The sequence below is a fragment of the Pirellulales bacterium genome (genome assembly GCA_019694435.1).
In the GTDB taxonomy this organism is placed as follows: domain Bacteria; phylum Planctomycetota; class Planctomycetia; order Pirellulales; family JAEUIK01; genus JAIBBZ01.
In genome coordinates, this window is sequence record JAIBBZ010000001.1 from 456,508 (window position 1) to 476,745 (window position 20,238).

General features: G+C 68.5%; 12 protein-coding genes. 7 read left to right on the plus strand and 5 right to left on the minus strand.

The genetic code is table 11. The features are described 5' to 3' along the window. Window positions 1–46: 46 nt before the first annotated feature. The 3 genes from K1X74_01830 to K1X74_01840 form a co-directional block, all read right to left on the minus strand. Window positions 47–1,132 (minus strand): metal-dependent hydrolase, encoded by a 1,086-nt coding sequence (locus tag K1X74_01830; GenBank protein MBX7165065.1) that lies wholly within the window; start codon window positions 1,130–1,132, stop codon window positions 47–49. A gap of 122 nt (window positions 1,133–1,254) precedes the next feature. Beyond that, window positions 1,255–3,330: a tetratricopeptide repeat protein gene (locus K1X74_01835; GenBank protein ID MBX7165066.1), complete on the minus strand. Its 2,076-nt coding sequence runs from the start codon at window positions 3,328–3,330 to the stop codon at window positions 1,255–1,257. Between the two features lie 30 nt (window positions 3,331–3,360). Beyond that, entirely contained in the window at window positions 3,361–4,155 is a 795-nt protein-coding gene (locus K1X74_01840; GenBank protein MBX7165067.1) for an SDR family oxidoreductase, read from the minus strand. A gap of 102 nt (window positions 4,156–4,257) precedes the next feature. Here K1X74_01840 and K1X74_01845 point away from each other — a divergent pair, with 102 nt between their 5' ends. The 5 genes from K1X74_01845 (at window position 4,258) to K1X74_01865 (ending at window position 14,349) form a co-directional block, all read left to right on the plus strand. Continuing rightward, the gene (locus K1X74_01845; GenBank protein MBX7165068.1) at window positions 4,258–5,454 is read left to right on the plus strand and encodes an alpha/beta fold hydrolase; all 1,197 of its coding nucleotides are present in this window, start codon (window positions 4,258–4,260) and stop codon (window positions 5,452–5,454) included. A gap of 226 nt (window positions 5,455–5,680) precedes the next feature. Next, the gene (locus K1X74_01850; GenBank protein MBX7165069.1) at window positions 5,681–8,197 is read left to right on the plus strand and encodes a PSD1 and planctomycete cytochrome C domain-containing protein; all 2,517 of its coding nucleotides are present in this window, start codon (window positions 5,681–5,683) and stop codon (window positions 8,195–8,197) included. Window positions 8,198–8,227: 30 nt separating this feature from the next. Beyond that, window positions 8,228–9,697 carry a DUF1501 domain-containing protein gene (locus tag K1X74_01855; GenBank protein ID MBX7165070.1) on the plus strand — a complete coding sequence of 490 codons (1,470 nt, stop codon included), beginning with the start codon at window positions 8,228–8,230 and terminating at the stop codon, window positions 9,695–9,697. A gap of 220 nt (window positions 9,698–9,917) precedes the next feature. After that, the gene (locus K1X74_01860; GenBank protein ID MBX7165071.1) at window positions 9,918–12,335 is read left to right on the plus strand and encodes a penicillin acylase family protein; all 2,418 of its coding nucleotides are present in this window, start codon (window positions 9,918–9,920) and stop codon (window positions 12,333–12,335) included. Between the two features lie 85 nt (window positions 12,336–12,420). Further along, complete coding sequence (locus K1X74_01865; GenBank protein ID MBX7165072.1) at window positions 12,421–14,349, plus strand: ABC transporter ATP-binding protein/permease; 1,929 nt, start codon at window positions 12,421–12,423, stop codon at window positions 14,347–14,349. A 4-nt stretch (window positions 14,350–14,353) separates the two neighbouring features. Here the strand turns inward: K1X74_01865 and K1X74_01870 are convergent, their stop codons facing one another. Then, window positions 14,354–15,685 (minus strand): hypothetical protein, encoded by a 1,332-nt coding sequence (locus K1X74_01870; protein ID MBX7165073.1) that lies wholly within the window; start codon window positions 15,683–15,685, stop codon window positions 14,354–14,356. Between the two features lie 85 nt (window positions 15,686–15,770). Between K1X74_01870 and K1X74_01875 the strand changes: the two genes are divergently transcribed. Both K1X74_01875 and K1X74_01880 read left to right on the plus strand, forming a co-directional pair. Then, window positions 15,771–17,630, plus strand: a complete 1,860-nt coding sequence (locus tag K1X74_01875) for a DNA mismatch repair protein (protein MBX7165074.1) — start codon at window positions 15,771–15,773, stop codon at window positions 17,628–17,630. 90 nt (window positions 17,631–17,720) lie between these two features. Beyond that, window positions 17,721–18,581 carry a type II and III secretion system protein gene (locus K1X74_01880; protein ID MBX7165075.1) on the plus strand — a complete coding sequence of 287 codons (861 nt, stop codon included), beginning with the start codon at window positions 17,721–17,723 and terminating at the stop codon, window positions 18,579–18,581. Here K1X74_01880 and ilvD read toward each other — a convergent pair. Then, window positions 18,544–20,223 (minus strand): dihydroxy-acid dehydratase, encoded by a 1,680-nt coding sequence (gene ilvD, locus K1X74_01885; GenBank protein MBX7165076.1) that lies wholly within the window; start codon window positions 20,221–20,223, stop codon window positions 18,544–18,546. The two genes, K1X74_01880 and ilvD, sit on opposite strands and share 38 nt — an antisense overlap. Between the last annotated feature and the right edge of the window lie 15 nt (window positions 20,224–20,238).

Here is a 20,238-nt window from a genome sequence, read left to right on the forward strand (position 1 = left end):
CCGGGACCGGTCCAACGCAGCGGCGATTTGCCGCTTGGGGGTGCAATTATCGGTCCATCACCCCCTGGGGCAGGCGGATCAGCTCGCCGCCGTTGTCGTTGTAAAAGCTCAGTTCGGCGGCCCCGTCGGTACGAATCGCCAGGACGCTGCGCGATCGCTGCTGATTGACCAGCGCCAGCATGGGGCGGTTGTCTTTCTCCAGCTTGATCGCAAACCGCGCCAGTTCGTCTTTGCCCATCAGGGCCAGCATCGGCTGGAAGTCGTCGTTCAGGCCCAGCAGCATCCGGTCGCCGCCTTGCGGATCGTAGAAGACGAGCATTGGCTGGCCGTCGCGGCGGACAAACATCGACGCGCAATGTCGCCCCTCGGGATCGCGCAACACCAGTTGCTCGGTGTTGATCTCGCTGGTCTGCACGTTGCGCAGCCCGGCCACGACCATCGGCAGCGTGGTGATCGCCACGAGGCCCACGACCTGCGCCGCGTAGTTCCACCGCTCTAATTGCAGGAGCCGCAACTTGAGCAATTGATACTCCGGCGACACCGGCCCGGTGGGATGCGGCCAGCGGTTGCGCAGCGCGGCTTCGCGCCGTCGTGCCAAGCTCCAGGCGGCCACGATCACCCAGGGCACCATCAAGAACAGCTCGAGGATCAGGGCCTCGACGTTGTGCCAGGAGAAGAATTGATCGAAGAACTCGCCGACCGAGGCCACCGAGCCGCCGTGACGGATGCCCGCAAAAAGCGTCACCGGCGAGCGGACCTGCTCGGATGACAACGGCCAGAACCAGGGCGAACCCCCCTCCTCGTGGACCGGTCCGCAGAGCACGTCGATGAGCAGATGCGAGCCGTACAGCGCCGCCGCCGCGGCAAAGGCGCGGGGAAACGACCGCGCCGGCCGCGCGAGCGCCAGTCCCGCGACGAGGGCGAAGCCCGCCAGCGCCACGAACGAATGGCTGGCGTGGTGGTGATAGAAGTTGATCCGGCCGGCCAGCAGGCCGAACAGGATATCGAAATCGGGCGCATTGGCCGCGAAGACCGAGAAGGCCAGCCAAGCGGCGCGGTGCCTCAGCAACCGCGGCTGCATCACGCTCCCCACCGCCAACCCGGCCAGACTATGTGCCAAAGGAGAAGCCACGAATCACCTGCAGGTCGAGGAACGGATTAAAGAACCCTGCCTGCGCAGCGCACCCGAACGGGAAGCAACGCGCGCATGCGGAAATGAGGTTAGAACACGCGGCGCAGGTCGTCGATGGGCACTCAGGGGGGCGTCGAACTGCCCGCCGCCTCACGAAACGCACCCAGGTTGTTGGCAATCTGGGCCCGCAGGGTGGGCGGGACGTTGGGGAGCGCCAGGGCCTGCTCGGCCGTGCGGATCGCGTCGGCGGTCTGCCCTGCGGCGTGATAGGCGGCGGCCAGCACTGCCAGGAGTTGGGCCGAACCGTAGTGCGTCTGCTCGCACAGCGATTTGACCAAGGCCACGGCGGCCGCTGGGTCGCGCACCCGCGGGTCGCGGCTCGAGATCAGCAGGTTCGCCAGGTTGTTCGTGGCCGCCGGGTCGAAAGGAGTGATCGTCAGTGCCTCACGATAGGCCGCGGCCGCGTCGGCGTCTTGGCCCCCGGCAACCAGCGCCAGGCCCAGGTAGGTCCACGCCGCCGCATCGCGAGGCTCGAGCTCCAGCGCCCGCCGCAGCGCGGAGGCGGCCGCCTGCGCATCGCCGCGCTGCAGCCCGACGATCCCCTCGGCGAGCGCCAGATTGTGCTGCGCCGGCCGATCGCGCGGATCGAGCTGCAGCGCCCGGCGAAAATCGGCTGCCGCCGCTTCGGCTTGCCCCAGGGCCAAGAGCACCGCGCCGCGCCCGTTGAAGCCGTAGCCGATCGTTTGCACGCCGGCCAAGGCGGCGTTGTACTCGCCCAGCGCCTCGCCATAGCGCCCCAGTCGATACAAGGCCAGGCCCCGCGCCAGGCGCGGACGCGGCTGCCGCGGCGCCAGCGCGACGGCCCGATCGAGATGTGCGAGGCCCTCCTCGAGTTGGCCGCGGTCGACCAACGCCTCGCCGACCAGGTGTTGGGCCAGGTAATTGCGCTCGTCGATCTCGAGGGCATGCTGAAACAGCGAATAGGTGTCGTGCCAGTAGCCTGCTTGCCGAAACGTCAGCCCGGCCAGCAGCAGCACGACCAGCAGCGAGGCCACGCCCAGCGGCGCGCGGAAGCGCGACGCCGCCCAGGCGTGCGACTCACAAGCCAAGGCCAGGAACAGCCCCAGCTCGGGCCCATACAAGTAGCGATCGGCCAGGGCCTGATTGCCCACCTGTACCAGCCCGATGACCGGCACGAGCATGCCGAGAAACCACAGCCAGCCCAGCAGCAGTTGCGGCCTTGAGCGGCGCGCGCCGACGGCGACCACGGTCAGCCCGACGATCACAACCAACGACACACCCAGCGCCGCCGGGCGAAACGCGCTGCCCGGGTGCGGATAGAACACCGACAAGTGGACCGGCGCGATGAGTTTGCCCAGGTAGGCCGCGTAGCTGATCGCGGCGTTTTGCAGCCGGGCCGCCAGCGGTACGCTGTCGAGGCCCGCTTGCCGATGCCCCTGGGCCGCGAGCACGGCATAGCTGGCTGCCGCGCTGAGCGCCAACAGCGGCAATTTTTCGAGCAACAACCGGAACTGCGTCGCTCGATCGCCCGACCACCGGCCCAGCGGCCAGACGTCCAGCAGCAGCAACACGCACGGCAGCGTGACCAGCATCGGCTTGGCCATCAGCCCCAGCGCCAGGCACACGAAAACAACGCTGTAGCGGAGCCCGCTCGGCCGGCGGGCATAGGCGATCCACGCGCCGACGGTCGCCAGCAGGAAGAAATGGCTGACGACGTTCTTGCGCTCGGCCAGCCACGCCACGCTTTCGACGTTCACCGGATGCACGGCCACGAGCGCCGCCACGACGAGCCCCGCCGTGCGGCTGGAAAACAGCGTGCCAAAGACGAAGCACGCCAACACGACCGAGGCGACGTGCCACGCGAGGCTGACCGCGTGGTGCGATTCGGCCCGATCGCCGAACCACTGCCAATCGGCCGCGTGGGTCAGCGTAGTCACGGGATGCCAGTTGTAGGCGTGCACCTCGACCAGCGCGCGGCGCAGCGTGCTGCCAGACAGGCCGCCCTGGACCAGGTCGCTGCGCGTGATGTAGTCCTGGTCGTCGTAGTCGAGAAACTCGGCGCGCGTGACCGGCCAATAGGCCGCGACCGTCAATAGCACGAGCCCCGCGAGCACCGCCAGCCAGCGCCCTCGTAGCGGCCAGGCAATCGAATCCAAGGCAGCAGGCTGCGGGTTCATGGCCGACTCGCCGGTGAAGCTGCCGCGACTTCAAGCCCGCGACATCAGCCAATAAACGATGCGCGTGACGACATTGCGCGGCGTGAAGCGCACGGCAAAGACACCCAGCTTGTTCATCAGGCCCGGCACGACCACCGTGCGGCCGGCCAGGGTGCCGCGATAGCCGCAGCGGGCCACGTCGCGCGCGTCCATCAGGCCCAGCCGGAACAGCCGCAGGTTGTCCATGCCGGCCTGTTGCATGAAGTGCGTCCGGGTCGCGCCGGGACAGAGGCAAGTGACCGTCACGCCCGTCCCGCGCAGCTCGCAGGCCAGCGCCTCGGAAAAGCTGAGCACGTAGGCCTTGCTGGCGTAGTACGTGGTCAACAACGGGCCCGGCTGAAACGCGCCCGTCGAGGCGACGTTCATGATCCGCCCTCGGCGCCGGGCGACCATGTCGCGAGCATACAGCTTGGTCAACTCGGTCAGGGCCGTGATGTTCACCTGCAACAGCTCGGCCTCGCGCGGCCAGTCGATCTGGTCGAAGCGGCCGTAGTTCCCAAAACCGGCATTGTTCACGAGCACTTCGACCACGATCCCCGCGGCGGCAACCTGGTCGTACAGTTGCCGCGGGGCCTGCGGTCGGGTCAGATCGGCCGGCATGACCCACGCCTGCCGCCCCCGGGCGCGCAGCGATTGGGCCAGCTCGTCGAGCTCCTGCCGGTTGCGGGCCGTGAGCACGAGGTCATGGCCTTGCGCCGCAAACTCCTCGGCCAGCGCGCGGCCGATGCCGCGCGATGCGCCGGTGATCAAGACCGCGCCGGAAGATGAAGGGGCCACTTGCGCCACGGGTCGTGCTCAGCCTGCTGGATTCCTGCCACAGGCGGCGTAGTATAGCAGCCCGACGTACGTGCTCCCCGGTTGGAACATGCTGCCGCGAAAGGTCGATCCATGAAATCGCGAACGTGGTTATGCGCCGCGCTGCTGCTGGCCTTGCAGACCGCGGCCGGCGCCGCCGAACCGGTGCGGTCGACCGGCCCTTGGAACCTCGAGGCGCTCCAGCAACCGCCGCAGGCCACCTGGGGGCAAACGGTCGGCAGCGTGCAAGAGGTCTACTACGAAAACGAGCCCCGCGGCGGCCAGCCGACGCGCGTGTTTGCTTACTATGCCCGCCCGGCCGAGGGCGCGGGCCCCTTTCCCGCGATGGTGCTCGTGCACGGCGGCGGCGGCAAGGCGTTTGCCGAGTGGGCCGAGCTGTGGGCCCGGCGCGGCTATGCGGCCCTGGCCATGGACCTGGCCGGCCGAGGGCCCGACGGCATGCCCTTGGCCGACGGCGGGCCCGACCAGGATGGCGCCTCCAAGATTCGCAACTTCACCGCCGCCGAGCTGCGCGACCTGTGGAGCTATTACGCCGTCGCGGCGGTGATTCGCGGTCACTCGCTGCTGGCGTCGCGACCGGAGGTCGATCCGCGCCGCATCGGCATCACCGGCATCAGTTGGGGTGGCTATCTCACCTCGATCGTCGCGGGGCTCGACGATCGGCTCGCCGTGGCGGTGCCCGTCTATGGTTGCGGCTTCCTGCGCGACAACAGCGCCTGGGTCGACGAGTTCAAGGCGCTCGAGCCGGCCGCGGCCGAGCTTTGGGACGCCAACTACGATCCACGGCAATACCTCGGCGGCGTCGGCTGCCCGATTCTCTGGGTCAACGGCACCAACGATTTCGCCTACCCGCTCGACAGCTATCAGAAGTCGTATCGCCTGACGCCCGCCACGCGCCAGTTGTGCGTCCGCGTGCGCATGCCGCACAGCCATCCCGACGGTTGGGCGCCTGCCGAGATCGGGCTGTTTGTCGATAGCGTGCTCACGGGCGGCGCGCCGCTGCCGCGCGTGGGCGAGATGATCGTCCGCGAGGGGCGCGCCACAGCCGCGGTCGTGAGCACCGTGCCGCTCAAGCTGGCCGAGCTGCATTACACGACCGACGCGGGCCCCTGGCAGATGCGCAACTGGCAAAGCCAGCCCGCTGCGCTGCGCGACGGTCAGATCGAAGCCGAATTACCGCCGGCCCGCCCGCTGGTGTGCTACCTGAGCGTCACCGACGAGCGCGGGGCGCTGGTGAGCGCCGAACATGTGGTACTCGAGGCCCCCTAACCGCTTCCGGCGCCTTCGACAGTTCTCGGACCAAGCCAGACCGCGGCGTAGCTGAAAACAGCTCCAGAGGCGCGGCCGAGCAACGTGCCGGCCGGTTTTTCGCTTTGGCGCTTGGCCCGGCTACAATGGAAGCTTGGCCCGGGCCGGTCCTTGGGGCATGCTCGGGCTCCCGCCTGATCGATCCTGCCCTGCCCCTTCGCCCGGACGGTCGCCGAGGTTGCGTCACATGGCGAAAACGCTGCTGCCGCTGGCCCTCTTGCCGTTCGTGCTGTGGTCCTGCACGGGCACGGCCCTGGCGGACGACGCGCTCGATCTGTCGAAGCTGCCGCCGGCGGCGACCGTGGCGGTCGATTTTACCCGCGACATCCAGCCGCTGTTGGCGGCCCGGTGTTACGAATGCCATGGGCCCAACACGCGCGAGTCGGGCCTGCGGCTCGACGATCGCACCGCCGCACTCGACGGCGGCGATCAGGGGCGCGACATCCTGCCCGGCAAGAGTGCCGAGAGCCGCTTGATTCATCTCGTGTCGGGGCTCGTGGCCGACTCGATGATGCCGCCCGAGGGCGAACCGCTGACAGCGGTCGAAGTCGGCCTGCTGCGAGCCTGGATTGATGCGGGCGCGCCGTGGAACGCCGACGCCAACGCGGCGACCGACGAGCAGCCGAAGCATTGGGCCTATGTCGCGCCGGTGCGCCCGTCGCTGCCGGCGGTGCAAGACCTGAGCTGGCCGCGCGGCGAGCTCGACTACTTTGTGCTGGCGCGGATCGAGGCCGCCGGATTGAAGCCCTCGCCCCCGGCGCCGCGCGCGAGCTGGCTGCGCCGGGCGAGCCTCGACTTGATCGGCCTGCCGCCGACGCTCGAAGAGCTCGACACGTTTCTGGCCGACGAGTCGCCGCAGGCCTTCGAGCATGCGGTCGATCGGCTGCTCGCCTCGCCGCATTACGGCGAACGCTGGGCGCGCCACTGGCTCGACCTGGCCCGGTATGCCGACACCCAGGGCTACGAAAAGGACAATCGCCGGGTGATCTGGCCGTATCGCGATTGGGTGATCCGTGCGCTGAACCGCGACCTGCCGTTCGACGAGTTCACGATCGAGCAACTGGCCGGCGACTTGCTGCCCGAGGCGACGGTCGACCAGCGCGTCGCCACGGGGTTCCATCGCAACACGATGTGCAACACCGAAGGCGGCACCGACAACGAGGAATTTCGCAACGCGGCCGTGGTCGATCGGGTGAACACGACGTTCGCCGTCTGGCTCGGCACGACGTTCAACTGCTGCCAGTGCCATTCGCACAAGTACGACCCGTTCACGCAGCGCGAGTATTACCAGTTCTTCGCCTTCCTGAACAACACGGCCGACGCCGACACGGACGACGACGCCCCCAGGCTGCCGGTGCCGACGCCGGAAGAAGAACAAGCCCTGGCCGCGCATCAGGCCGCCGTGGCCCAACTCGAAGCGCAGCTTCAGGCCGTACCGGCCGAGCTGACCGGCGGCGACATGGCGCAACTTCCCGAGTCGATTCGCGCGATCGCCGCGGTGCCGGTCGACCAGCGCACGCCCGAGCAACGGGCCGAGCTGGCCAAGTTCAACACGGAGCGCGACCCCGCCTTGGCCCGCGCCGCCGAAGAGCTCGACAAGTTGCAAAAGAATCCGCCAGCCGTCACCTCGACGCCCGTCTATGAAGAGCTGGCCGAACCGCGCACGACGCGGATTCAATTGCGCGGCAATTTCCTCGACCCCAGCGACGAGGTGAGCGCCGGCGTGCCGGCCGTGTTGCATGCGCTCCCCGAGGATGCGCCGAAAAACCGCCTGACGATGGCTCACTGGCTCGTCGATCCGCGCAATCCCTTGGTCGCGCGGGTCCTCGTGAACCGGCTCTGGGAGCAGTATTTCGGCCGGGGCATCGTCGAAACGTGCGAGGATTTCGGCACGCAGGGCGACCGGCCCACGAATCCCGAGCTGCTCGACTGGCTGGCCACCGAGCTGGTGCGGTTGGATTGGAGTCTGAAGGCGATGCATCGCACGATCGTGCTTTCGGCCACGTATCGTCAATCGTCGCACGTCGCGCCCGAACTGGCGGCGCACGACCCGGACAACCGCCTGCTGGCCCGGGGTCCGCGGCTCCGGCTCGAGGCCGAAATGGTCCGCGATCAGGCGCTGGCGGCCAGCGGGCTGTTGAGCGCGAAGATGTATGGCCCCAGTGTGATGCCGCCGCAGCCAGACGGCGTGTGGCAGGTGGTCTACAGCGGCGACACCTGGAACACCAGCGCCGGCGAAGACCGCTATCGCCGCGGCATCTACACGTTCTGGCGCCGCACGTCGCCGCACCCGATGATGACCACCTTCGACGCCCCGAGCCGCGAGGTGTGCGTCGTGCGGCGGTCGCGCTCGAACACGCCGCTGCAAGCCCTGGTCACGCTCAACGATCCGGTGTTCGTCGAAGCGGCACAGGCCCTGGCGCGGCGCATGCTGCTGGAGTCCGGGGCTTCGCCGGCAGAGCGGATCGAACGCGGCTTCCGGTTGTGCGTCGCGCGGCGGCCCGAGGCCGACGAGACGGCACGGCTCGTGGCGCTGGTTGAGTCCGAACTGGCCGCCTATCGCCAGGACCCAGAGGCTGCCGCCCGTATGGCAACCGAACCGCTGGGGCCTGTGCCCACGGGTTTGGACACGGCCGAGCTGGCCGCGTGGACCGTCGTGGCCAATGTGCTGTTGAACCTGGATGAGACACTGACCAAGGGTTGATGCGCACAGGGCGCTACAGGAACTTCGGCCATGAACCCCATCGCGCGCGAGTCGCTGCTGAACATTACCCGCCGGCATTTCTTTCGCGATTGCCGGCTGGGCGTCGGCAAGGTCGCCCTGGCCTCGCTGCTCGGCGAGGAGCTGCTGACCCGGGCCACGGCCGCCACGCCGCAGGCGACGACGGGCACGCACCCACTCGCGCCGCGCGTGGGCCACTATGCGGCGAAGGCCAAGCGGGTCGTTTACCTGCACATGGCCGGTTCGCCATCGCAGTTGGACCTGTTCGATTACAAACCCAAGCTGATCGAGCTCAACGGCCAGCCCTGCCCCGACGAGCTCTTGAAGAACGAGCGGTTCGCCTTCATCAAGGGACATCCCAAGATGCTCGGCACGCCGCACACGTTCACGCGCCACGGCGCGTGCGGCACCGAGATCTCGAGCATGCTGCCGCATATCGCCTCAGTGGCCGACGACCTGGCCGTGGTCCGCTCGATGTACACCGACCAGTTCAACCACGCGCCGGCGCAACTGCTCCTGCACACCGGCAGCCCGCGCCCCGGGCGGCCCGGCATGGGCGCCTGGGCCACGTATGGGTTGGGGACCGAAAACAGCGACCTGCCGGGCTTCTCCGTGCTCGTCTCGGGCAAGACGCCCGACGGCGGCGCGTCGCTCTGGGGCAGCGGGTTCTTGCCGAGCGTTTACCAGGGCGTGCAACTGCGCTCGCAGGGCGATCCGGTGCTGTACGTGTCGAACCCGCGGGGCATGGACGCCGCCGGCCGGCGCCGCTCGCTCGACGCCTTGGCCGACCTGAACCGCCGGCAACTGGCCGCGATCGGCGACCCGGAAACGCTGACCCGCATCGAGCAGTTCGAGCTGGCCTATCGCATGCAGACCTCGGTACCGGAGCTGATGCGGATCGACGACGAGCCGGCCTGGGTCCACGAGCTGTACGGCACTGAGCCGGGCAAGATTTCTTTCAACAACAACTGCCTGCTCGCGCGCCGGCTGCTGGAGCGCGGCGTGCGGTTCGTGAACCTCTACCACTGGGGCTGGGACAGCCACGGCACGAGCAAGGACAACGACCTGATCGACGGGCTGCCCAACATTTGCGGCCAGACCGATCGCGGCAGCGCGGCCCTGGTCAAAGACCTCAAGCAGCGCGGCTTGCTCGACGATACGCTTGTCGTCTGGAGCGGCGAGTTCGGCCGCACGCCGATGAACGAAGAGCGCAACGGCTCGAAGCTCTTGGGCCGCGACCATCACCCGCACGCGTTCTCGCTCTGGCTGGCCGGCGGGGGCATCCGCCCGGGCATCACCTATGGCGCGACCGACGAGCTGGGATATCGCGCCGTCGAGAACCGCGTCGGCGTGCACGACTTGCAGGCCACGATCCTGCATCTGCTGGGCTTCGACCACAAGCGGCTGACCTTCAAGTTCCAGGGCCGCGAATATCGGCTGACCGATATCGCCGGCGAGCTGGTGCCGGGCCTGCTGGCCTGAGCGGCTCGGGCCGCGGAAAAACGCACCGGTCCGCGGATCTTGGCCACCACCCTCGGGCCAATCGCCGGGCGCGAAGCGCCGCCCGCGCGCGGGATCGATGCTTGACCGCATGCGCCGCGCGGCACCGTGCGTGTGCAACTTGCCGCGACGTGCCGTATCATCACGCGCTTGCCGGGGGCGCAATCTTTCCTCGTTGCTGCAGGCGGATCGATCGATGGGCATGCGTTTGCTGAAGGTGCTGGGCGCGTTGCTGTTGGTGCTCGTGCTCGTGATGGCGGGCACCGCCTACTGGGGCTATCGCCAGATCGCCGGCAGCCTGCCCGAGCTCGACGGCGAGCTGCCGGCCAAGGGGCTCGTGGCGCAGGCAACCATCGAGCGCGACGAGCTCGGGGTGCCGACCATCCAGGCCAAGAGCCGCCGCGACCTGGCCTATGCTCTCGGCTATACCCACGCGCAGGACCGCTTCTTCCAGATGGACCTGCTGCGGCGCAACTCGGCTGGCGAGCTGTCCGAGTTGGTCGGCAAGGCCGCGCTCGACCACGATCGGCAGACGCGCGTCCACCGGTTTCGTGCCCGGGGCAAGCGCGTGCTCGACGCCGGCAACGATCAGCAACGCGAGCTGGTGCTGGCCTACACCGATGGCGTCAACGCCGGCCTCGAGGCGCTCGGTCAACCGCCGTTCGAATACGTCATGTTGGGCGCCGCTCCGGCCCCGTGGCGGCCCGAGGATTCGTCGCTGGTGCTCTACTCGATGTACCTCGACCTGCAATGGGACGATTTCGACCACGAGTGCAAGATCGGCGTGATGCGCGAGGCCTACCCGCCGGCGATGTTCGACTTCCTGCTGGCGGCCGGCTCGGAATGGGACGCCCCGATCGATGGCGACGACTTCACGCTGCCGCCGACGCCGGGTCCCGAGGTCATCAACCTGCGTAACCCGCCCGGCGCGCAGCCCGCCGCGGCGCCGGTGGGCGAGGCGGCGCCCTCGATCGACCACCTGCAAGACACCTGCAGCCTGATGCGCGGGAGCAACTGCTGGGCCGTCGCCGGCAAGCACACCAAGCACGGCGGGGCGCTGTTGGCCGACGACATGCACCTGGGCATTCGCGTGCCCAACATCTGGTACCGCGCACAATTCCAGTGGACCGACGAGGCCGGCGATCACGCGATCACCGGCGTGACCTTGCCCGGCACGCCGGCCATGGTCGTCGGCTCGAACGGCCAGATCGCCTGGGGTTTTACCAACAGCGAGGGCGACTGGCTCGACGTGGTGCTGCTCGACACTCCGGCCGACAATCCCGACGCGTATCAAACGCCCGACGGGCCCCAACCGTTCGAAAAGCACGCGGAACAAATCCTGGTGAAAGACGCCCCGGCCGAAACGCTCGAAGTCCGCGAAACGATCTGGGGTCCCGTGATCAACCGTTCGCCGGCCGGGCAAGATCGCGTGGCGCGGTGGGTGGCGCACGACACCGAAGGTGTCAATCTCGGGTTGATCGCGCTGGAAAGCTGCACGGAACTGGAACGCGCCCTGGAGCTGGCCAACCTGGCCGGTTCGCCGGCGCAGAACTTCGTCGTGGCCGACAAGCAGGGCCGCATCGCGTGGACCATCCTCGGCCGCATTCCGCGCCGTCCCGATTTCGACGGCCGGCTGCCGGCCTCGTGGACCGACGGCCAACGCGCCTGGCAGGGCTATCTCGAACCGGGCGAGTATCCGCGCGTCGTCGATCCGCCGACGGGCCGCATCTGGACCGCCAATGCCCGCGTGGCCAATCCCGAGATGCTCAAGATCGTGCGCGACGGCGGCTACGACCTGGGCGCGCGGCAAAGCCAGATTCGCGACGACTTGCTGGCGCTCGAACAAGCGTCCGAGGCCGACATGCTCGCCATCCAGCTCGACGATCGCGCGGTGCTCCTGGAGCGCTGGCAGAAGCTGCTGCTCGACACGCTCGACGAAGCGGCTACGAAAGACCAACCCCAACGGACCGAGGCCCGCGCGCTGGTCGAACAGTGGGGAGCGCGCGCGGCGATCGACTCGGTGGGCTTTCGCATCGTGCGCAACTTCCGCCTCAAGACGGTCGACCTGGTCGGCCACATGCTGGCGGCCCCTTGCCGGCAGCAGGACCCGAGCTTTCGGATGCCGTCGGCGAATCGACTCGAGCCGCCCGTCTGGCGGCTGGTCACCGAGCGGCCCGAGCATTTGCTCGATGCGAAATACGCCGACTGGCAAGCCCTGCTCCTCGAATCGCTCGATGCTGTGCTGGCCGAGTTGACCGCCGACGGCCAGCCGTTGGCGCAGAACACCTGGGGCGAGGCCAACACCGCGCAGATCCGCCACCCGATCGCCGAAGCCGTGCCGCAACTGGCCGACTGGTTGAACATGCCGGCCGAGCCCCTGGCCGGCGACACGGTGAACATGCCGCGCATTCAGCGGCCCAGCAGCGGCGCCTCGGAGCGGCTGTGCGTGTCGCCGGGGCGCGAGGCCGAGGGCTATTTTCACATGCCCTGCGGCCAAAGTGGCCACCCGCTTTCGCCGCACTACCGCGACGGACATGCGGCCTGGACCGAGGGTCGCCAGACGCCGTTTTTGCCCGGTAAGGCCGTCCACCGGCTGGTGCTCTCGCCGGCCGGAGGGTGAGCCGGACGGCCCCGTCGCCCCCCGGCGACGCGCCCGCGGCTAGAATGCCAGCGGTAGATTCCTTCCTGGTGGGTCTGGCCCCGCGATGCGTTCCCTCCGCAGCAGCCGGCTGCGCTATCTCGAATATCGTCGCCGCTTGATCGAGCGGCGACGCGCCGGCGAGTTCAAGGTCTCGGCCCCGGCCCACAGCACGCGCGCGGCTTCGCATCCGCGCCATCGCTCGGCCCGCGAGCTGCTGCGCGAATTCTGGCGGTTGGCCGCCGGCAAGCGCGTGGCCATCGGTTTCGCGCTGGCCACGGTCACCGTGTCGACGCTCGTCAAGCTGGCCCCGCCCGCGGCGACCAAGGTGGTGGTCGACAACGTCCTGGGCACCGCACCGCTGCCGCCCGTCGTGGCGGCGTGGTGGCCGGAAGCGTGGGGCCGGCTGTGGCTGTTGGCCGCCATCGGCGCGATCGTGCTCGTGCTGTCGTTGCTCGACGTGGGACTGCACCTCTGGGGCCGCTGGTACGCGACCTTGGCCACGCGGCGGATGCAGCTCGATCTGCGGCGGCGCGTGTTTGCCCACGCCGTGCGGCTGCCGCTCGATCGCGTGCATGCCCTGCGCTCGGGTGGCGTCACCAGCGTGCTCCGCGAGGACGCCGGCGGCGTGGCCGAGCTGGTCTTCAGCATGATCTACAACCCCTGGCGCGCGATCGTCCAGTTGATCGGCAGCCTGGCGATTCTGACCGTCGTCGATTGGCGCCTGCTGCTCGGGTCGCTGGCGCTGATCCCAGCCGTGTATCTCACGCACCGCACCTGGATCGTGCGCATCCGTCCGCTCTACCGTGACATCCGCAAGCAGCGCGAAGACGTCGATGCCCACACGACCGAAGCCTTTGGCGGCATGCGCGTCGTTAGGGCCTTCGGCCGGCAGCGCGCCGAGACGGGCCGCTTTATGCGCGGCAATCACCTGATGACGCGCCAGGAGCTGACCGCCTGGTGGTGGGCTCGGTGCGTCGAACTCGTCTGGGAACTACTGCTGCCGACCGCCACGGCGGGACTGTTGCTCTACGGCGGCTGGCAGGTCATGCAAGGCGTGCTCTCGCTGGGCGATTTGACGATGTTCATGGCCTACCTGGCCATGCTCCTGGGGCCCCTGGCCGTGCTGGCGACGACGGCCACGCAGTTGCAGAACAATCTGGCCGGCCTGGAGCGCGTGCTCGACCTGCTCGAGGAGCCGCCGGAAATGCCGCCCTTGCCCGGCGCGGTCGCCGTGCGCCGCGACGAAGTCCGGGGACGGATCACGCTCTGCGACGTGTCGTTCCAGTACCCGCGCTCCGAGCGGCAGGTCTTGCGCGACGTGAACCTCGACATCGCGCCCGGCCAGACGATCGCGCTGGTGGGCCCCAGCGGCTCGGGCAAGACGACGCTCTGCAACCTGGTGGCGCGGTTCTACGATCCGACGACCGGATCGATCCAACTCGATGGCCGCGACCTGCGCGAGATCGACGTCGAGAGCTATCGCAACCTGCTGGGAATCGTCGAACAGGACGTGTTCCTGTTCGACGGCACCGTGGCCGAGAATATCGCCTATGCCCGCCGGCACACGCCGCGCGAGCTCGTCGAGCACGCGGCCCAGGTGGCCAACGCGCACGATTTCATCGAGGCCCTCGACCACGGCTACGACACCGTGATCGGCGAACGCGGCGTGCGGCTCTCGGGTGGTCAGCGGCAGCGGCTGGCGATTGCCCGCGCCGTGCTGGCCAATCCCCGAATCCTGATTCTCGACGAGGCCACGAGCAATCTCGACACCGAAAGCGAGCGGCTGATCCAGGACAGCCTGCGCTCGCTGATGCGCGGCCGCACGTGTCTGGTCATCGCGCACCGGTTGAGCACGATTACGCACGCCCATCGTATCGTGGTCATCGAAAACGGCGAGATCCTCGAAGTCGGCCGCCACGAAGAACTGATGGCCGGCGACGGGCGTTATCGACGCATGGTCGAACTGCAGATGGGCACCACGAGCGCCGTGTAGCGGTTCATGAGCCTGCGGGCTTCGGGCCCTGGCCCGGCTGCGCAGCTTGCGCCTCGGGCCAATGCGGCTGGGCCGGCAGAACGAACTCCCGCAGGGCGGCGTTGATCTCGGCCTCTCCCCAGAGCAAACGGGCGTCGCGCCGGGTACTGAATCGGCCCGCGCGGCCTTCGGCCAGGACTTGCAGCGGATGGCGCAGTCGCGACCGTCGGGCCACGGCCAAAGTCACGGCCAACTGCGTGCGTCGCTGCGGATAGAGCGGCGCACGGCGCACTTCCAGCGACCAGCGATCGAGCCGCAGACGATACCAATCCGGTTCATCAGGCTGCGCCGCCAAAAACTCTCGACACCCGGCCGGCAGCCGCGCGCGATCGTCTTCGTGGACCAGGACGGTGACGCGCTCGGCCCGAGTCGCATACAACCCCCAGGCCGGCCAGTTATCGCACCAGCCCCACCGATCACCCAGGGGCCAGAGGATCGCCCCCAAGGTCACCAGCTCGGCAGCGTAGCCCCGCAGACGCGCCCGCGCGGTGGCCGGTTGCAGCGCGTCGAGCGGTTCGGTCTCGATGGGTTTTCGCCCGGGCCAGTACAAGATCAGCCCCTGCGTGGCGAACGACAGATTCCAGAGCAACACTCCCGGCCGATGGTCGAGGCCCCACGGCGAGAGCGCCAGGATGGTCAGGCCGTGCATGGCGCAAGCACCCCCGATGGCCCAGGTGCGCAGCCGTGGAACACAAAGCCCCGCACCGACGAGCAATTCGAACCCGGGAAGGGCGAGTGCCGCTACCCGCTCGTAACCGGCCGGCGCCAAGTCGATCGTCAGGCCCAACAGCCCGGCGAGCGCCGCGACCAGTTGTGGCCCCAAGGTGGTCGCAAAGGTCGCATCGAGCTTGGCCAGCGCGGCGTAGACATAGATGCTCGCCACGAGCAGCCGCAATAATCGCACGGCGCGCTGCGGCGCCGCCGTGGCCAACACGACCGACCAAAGCCAGGCTTGATAGATCCAGGGTTGAAACCGCTGTTGATCGTCGAGGACCAGCGCCATCAAGCCGGTCGTGCCGACGACCAGCGCGATCGCCCTGGCGGGCCCGCGCGCGACCAGCGACGCAACCAGCCCCGCGAGTGCCACGCCGATCAGCAGCCAGGCGCCCGCCGATGGCCAAGGCACGATCGGCACCCGGGGAAACTCCGTCAGCGGCGTCCACAACGGCCAGGTTGCCGCAACCAGCGCCAAGGTCCCGGCGGCCGTGGCGCGCCGCGCAAGATCGGCCCGCGCAGCGGCATTCGACGCCGGTGCGGCAAAGCGGTCCGTCAATTTGTCCCAGGCGCGTCGCAACATCGGGGGCCTCCATTGTAGGCTTGTGGCTTCCCGTATGAGTTCCCCCCTTTTCACCAGGCCTGTGAACACGACTGCGACATCGCCGATGGCCGAACGTGCCGCCGACTACGAGGCCCGCGCTGCGCGTTGCGCGGCCGACGCCGACACGCTGCGCCGCCGGGGTGAGCGATTGACGGCGGCCCGGTTGGCGACCTTCCTGCTCGCCGCGGTCTTCGCGGTGGTCGCCTGGACTCAAGCTCCGCCGCTGCGCGGCATCGCGATCGTCGCGGCGGTGATGTGTGGCGCGGTGTTCTCTCGGCTGGTGACCCAGGACCGGCGCCTGCGGCGCGAGTGCCTGCAACTGCGCCGCTTGTCCGAACTGAACCAGCGCCAGGCGGCGCGCGTGCGGCGGCAATGGAATCGGTTGCCCCCCTTGCGCCTGCCCGAGCTGAAAGGCGACCTGGCCACGGCCGGCGATCTGGATCTGTTCGGACATGCATCGCTCGCTCAGCTCTTGAGCAACGTCGGTTCGCCGTCGGCCCGGGCCACGCTCGCCGCGTGGCTGCTCGCGCCGGCCGATGTGCCGGAGATCGTGCGCCGCCAGGTCGCCGTGTCCGAGCTTGCGCCGCAGCTCGATTGGCGCCAGGGACTCGAAGTCCGCGCGGTACCACTGGCCGATCACGATCCGGACAGCGACCCATTCATCGCCTGGGCCGAAGGCCCCTGCTGGTTGCACGCCCGGCCCATGCTCTGGACCTTGGTGCTGGCGACCCCCTTGCTCTCGCTGGTTGTGGGCCTGGCGGCCTACGCAGGCCTGATCGCGCCGGGCTGGTGGATGTTGCCCTTGGTCGTGGGTCTGACGGTGAGCTTCTTCGGCTGTGGCCGCGTGCACGCCGTGTTCAACCAGGTAGCGCAGCGCGAAGGGGCCGTCGCACATTACGCCGAGCTGTTCGCCTGGGCCGCGACCGCGTCGACCCGGTGCCCGAAGTTGGAGTCGCTCGGCCAAGCGCTCCGCGCCCAGGGCACGGCTGCCGACGCGGCGCTGGACCATTTGCACCGCGCGATGGAACTGGGCGAGCTGCGGTTTTCGCCCATGGTCTGGCTGCCGCTGCAGTTCTTCACTCTGTGGGACTTTCACGTACTGGCGCTGGTCGAGCGCTGGCAGCGGCGTCATGGCCATGCCGTGCGCGGCTGGTTCGCGGCGCTGGGCGAATTGGAAACGCTCGCTGCCTTGGCCGGTCTGCGGCACGACGAGCCGGCCTGGTGCTTTCCCGAGTTTACGGCCGACGCACCGCGCCTGGCGGGCCGCGCGCTGGCGCACCCCCTGCTCGCGGGCGAGCGCCGCGTGGCGAACGACGTCGAGCTCGGTCCGCCGGGCAGTTTTCTGCTCGTTACCGGCTCGAACATGTCGGGCAAGAGCACGCTGCTGCGCTCGATCGGTGCAAACGTCGTGCTGGCGCAATGCGGCGGCCCGGTGTGCGCGGCGGCGCTCGAATTGCCGCCGCTGGAGGTGGCCAGCAGCATGCGCGTGCAGGACTCGCTCGAAGACGGCGTGTCGTTCTTCCTGGCCGAGCTGAAACGGCTCAAGGAAATCGTCGATCGCGCCCAAGGTGCGGCCGGCTCGCCGCGCGTCCTGCTCTACCTGCTCGACGAGATTCTGCAAGGCACCAATTCGGCCGAACGGCAAACGGCCGTGCGCGAAGTCGTGGGCCACCTGCTGCGCTGCCGCGCGCTGGGCGCGGTGACCACGCACGATCTGCACCTGGCCGACGCCGAGCCGCTCCGCTCATGCAGCCGGCAGGTTCATTTCCGCGAACAGGTCGACCGCGATCAGCACGGCGCGGCGCGGATGACGTTCGATTACCAGTTGCGCCCCGGCGGCGCCACCACAACCAACGCTCTGCGGCTCTTGGAGTTGATCGGCCTGCGGGCAGTGCCGCAAATCGAGCCCAAGTCGCCGACGTAATGTCGCCCGGGAAGCTGCGATTGACGCCGCGTCTCCGGCGGTGGTATGGCTGCCGCACCTATTCTTGGAATCCGCGGAAGGAGCCGAATCATGACGGGGCGAGCTTGCTGGCAGCTAGCGTTTGCGGTGGCTCTGTTCTCAATCGCGGTGCCGGCCGCCGCGCAGCAACCTCCGCTGACGCGTGAACAGCACCTGCAGATCGCCGCGCAGCACTTGAGCGCGGCTGGCCTCGAGGAGCAGGCGGTCCGATTGCTCACTGGCCAGGTCGAGCAACTTGAGCCACCCGGCGAGCTGTTCCAATTCGACGTCGACATCGTCGACCTGAACCGCACCAAGATGCAGGCCCTGGGCGTCGGATTTGCCGATGCCGTCGAACCCGGTGAAGGTAGCATACTGGTTGAGAATGTCCCGGCCCAATTGCTGACGTCGCTTCGCGAGGCCAACGTGCTTCGCGTGCTTAAGGCGCCGCGGGTAGCGACGAGTTGCAACCGGACGGTGCACTACCATGTCGGTGGCAGCTACCCCGCGTTTGTGCAACTGCCCGTTGGGCCGGCGGTAACCGAAATGCGCCCGTACGGCACAATCCTCACCTTGACGCCACGGCAGGTTGGTGCCGATCGGCTGCGCATCGAGATCGCCGTGGAGCTCAGCGAACCGATGCGGGTGGAGAAAGTCGATCCCGCTGACTCGACGCCGCCAGCCCTGCGCATTCGCGCGTTTGAATTCTCGGCGGAAGTAAACGTCGGAGAGACGCTCTTGATTGGCGGCCCGTCGTCCGAGCGGATCGAAGTGCGGCGCGGACCGCTCGGCACGAATCAGCGCGCAACGAGTGAGATCCAGCTCTGCGCGCTGGTCACGGCCCGCCGCCCGGCCAGCGCGCCGGCGCAGCAGCCGGCTGAGGTCCCGGCGACGGCTACTCGTCCGTCACGCACCCCAGTGACGCGCTTTTGACGTTCTTGATGTACTTGTAGAGCGTGCCGCGCGTCGCCTTGTAGGGCGGCGCTTGCCAGGCCGCGCGGCGGCGGGCCAGTTCGTCTTCGGCCACATCCAGATCGATCCGCCGCGTGTGTGCGTCGATCGTGATGCGGTCACCGGTGCGCGCCAGGGCGATCGGTCCACCGGCTTGCGCCTCGGGCGTCACGTGGCCGACGATGAACCCGTGCGACCCGCCGGAGAACCGGCCGTCGGTCAGCAGGGCCACGTCCTTGCCCAGCCCGGCTCCCATGATGGCCGAGGTCGGCGTGAGCATCTCGGGCATGCCGGGCCCGCCCTTGGGGCCTTCGTAGCGAATCACCACGACGTCGCCTTTGACGATCTCCTTGCGCTCGAGCGCCGCGAGCATGTCTTCTTCCGAGTCGTAGACCTTGGCCGGGCCGCTGAACCGCAGCCCCTCTTTGCCGGTGATCTTGGCCACGGCCCCCTCGGGAGCGAGCGACCCGTACAGAATCTGGATGTGGCCCGTGCTCTTGATCGGCTTTTCGAGCGGCTGGATGACCTCTTGCCCCGGCTTGAGGCCCGGCAGGTCGGCCAGATTGTCGGCCAGCGTCTTACCGGTCACGGTCAGGCAGTCGCCTTGCAGCAGGCCTTTTTCGAGCAGGTACTTCATCACCGCCGGCGTACCGCCCACGGCGTGCAGGTCTTCCTGCACGAACCGGCCGCTCGGCTTCAGGTCGGCGATGAACGGCACGCGATCGCTGATCCGCTGGAAATCGTCGAGCGCAAGTTCGACGTCCACGCTGCGGGCCATCGCGATCAAGTGCAGCACCGCGTTGGTCGAGCCGCCCAGCGCCATCACGACGACCATCGCGTTTTCGAACGCCGCGCGGGTCATGATGTCGCGCGGCTTGATGTCGCGCTCCAGGCAGGTGCGAATCGCCGCGCCGGCGCGGAAGCATTCTTCGAGCTTGGCCGGGTCCTCGGCCGGAATCGAGCCGCTGTAGGGCAGCGACATGCCCATCGCCTCGATGGCCGAGGCCATCGTGTTGGCCGTGTACATACCGCCGCAGGCGCCCGCGCCGGGGCACGCATGCCGCACGACCTGGCGCCGCTGTTCCTCGTTGAGCGTGCCGGCCAGGTACTCGCCGTAGCTTTGAAACGCCGAGACGATATCGAGCTTCTGGTCGTTCGCGCAGCCGGCGCGGATCGTGCCGCCGTAGACCATGATGGCCGGACGGTTGAGCCGGCCCATGGCAATCAGGCAGCCGGGCATGTTCTTGTCGCAGCCGGGCAGCGCGACCAGGGCGTCGTACCATTGGCCGCCCATGACCGTTTCGATCGAGTCGGCAATCAGGTCGCGCGACTGGAGCGAATAGCTCATGCCCTCGGTCCCCATCGAGATGCCGTCGCTGACGCCGATGGTGTTGAACCGCATGCCAACCAGGCCCGCCGCGACGACGCCCTCTTTGACCTTGGCCGCCAGGTGGTTGAGATGCATGTTGCAGGTGTTGCCCTCGTACCAGACGCTGCAAATGCCTACTTGGGCCTTTTGCATGTCGGCCTCGGTCAATCCGGTGCCGTAGAGCATCGCCTGGCTCGCGCCTTGCGACTTGGGCTGCGTGACGCGGGAACTGTATTTGTTGAGCGGAGCGGTCATGGTCAATTCGTCTTA

Excerpts from the sequence above, each read along its gene's own strand:
- K1X74_01875 (MBX7165074.1), top strand. The coding sequence starts at position 15,771 with ATGGCCGAACGTGCCGCCGACTACGAGGCCCGCGCTGCGCGTTGCGCG.
- K1X74_01860 (MBX7165071.1), top strand. The coding sequence starts at position 9,918 with ATGCGTTTGCTGAAGGTGCTGGGCGCGTTGCTGTTGGTGCTCGTGCTC.
- K1X74_01845 (MBX7165068.1), top strand. The coding sequence starts at position 4,258 with ATGAAATCGCGAACGTGGTTATGCGCCGCGCTGCTGCTGGCCTTGCAG.
- K1X74_01850 (MBX7165069.1), top strand. The coding sequence starts at position 5,681 with ATGGCGAAAACGCTGCTGCCGCTGGCCCTCTTGCCGTTCGTGCTGTGG.
- K1X74_01870 (MBX7165073.1), bottom strand. The coding sequence starts at position 15,685 with ATGTTGCGACGCGCCTGGGACAAATTGACGGACCGCTTTGCCGCACCG.
- ilvD (MBX7165076.1), bottom strand. The coding sequence starts at position 20,223 with ATGACCGCTCCGCTCAACAAATACAGTTCCCGCGTCACGCAGCCCAAG.
- K1X74_01835 (MBX7165066.1), bottom strand. The coding sequence starts at position 3,330 with ATGAACCCGCAGCCTGCTGCCTTGGATTCGATTGCCTGGCCGCTACGA.
- K1X74_01865 (MBX7165072.1), top strand. The coding sequence starts at position 12,421 with ATGCGTTCCCTCCGCAGCAGCCGGCTGCGCTATCTCGAATATCGTCGC.
- K1X74_01855 (MBX7165070.1), top strand. The coding sequence starts at position 8,228 with ATGAACCCCATCGCGCGCGAGTCGCTGCTGAACATTACCCGCCGGCAT.
- K1X74_01880 (MBX7165075.1), top strand. The coding sequence starts at position 17,721 with ATGACGGGGCGAGCTTGCTGGCAGCTAGCGTTTGCGGTGGCTCTGTTC.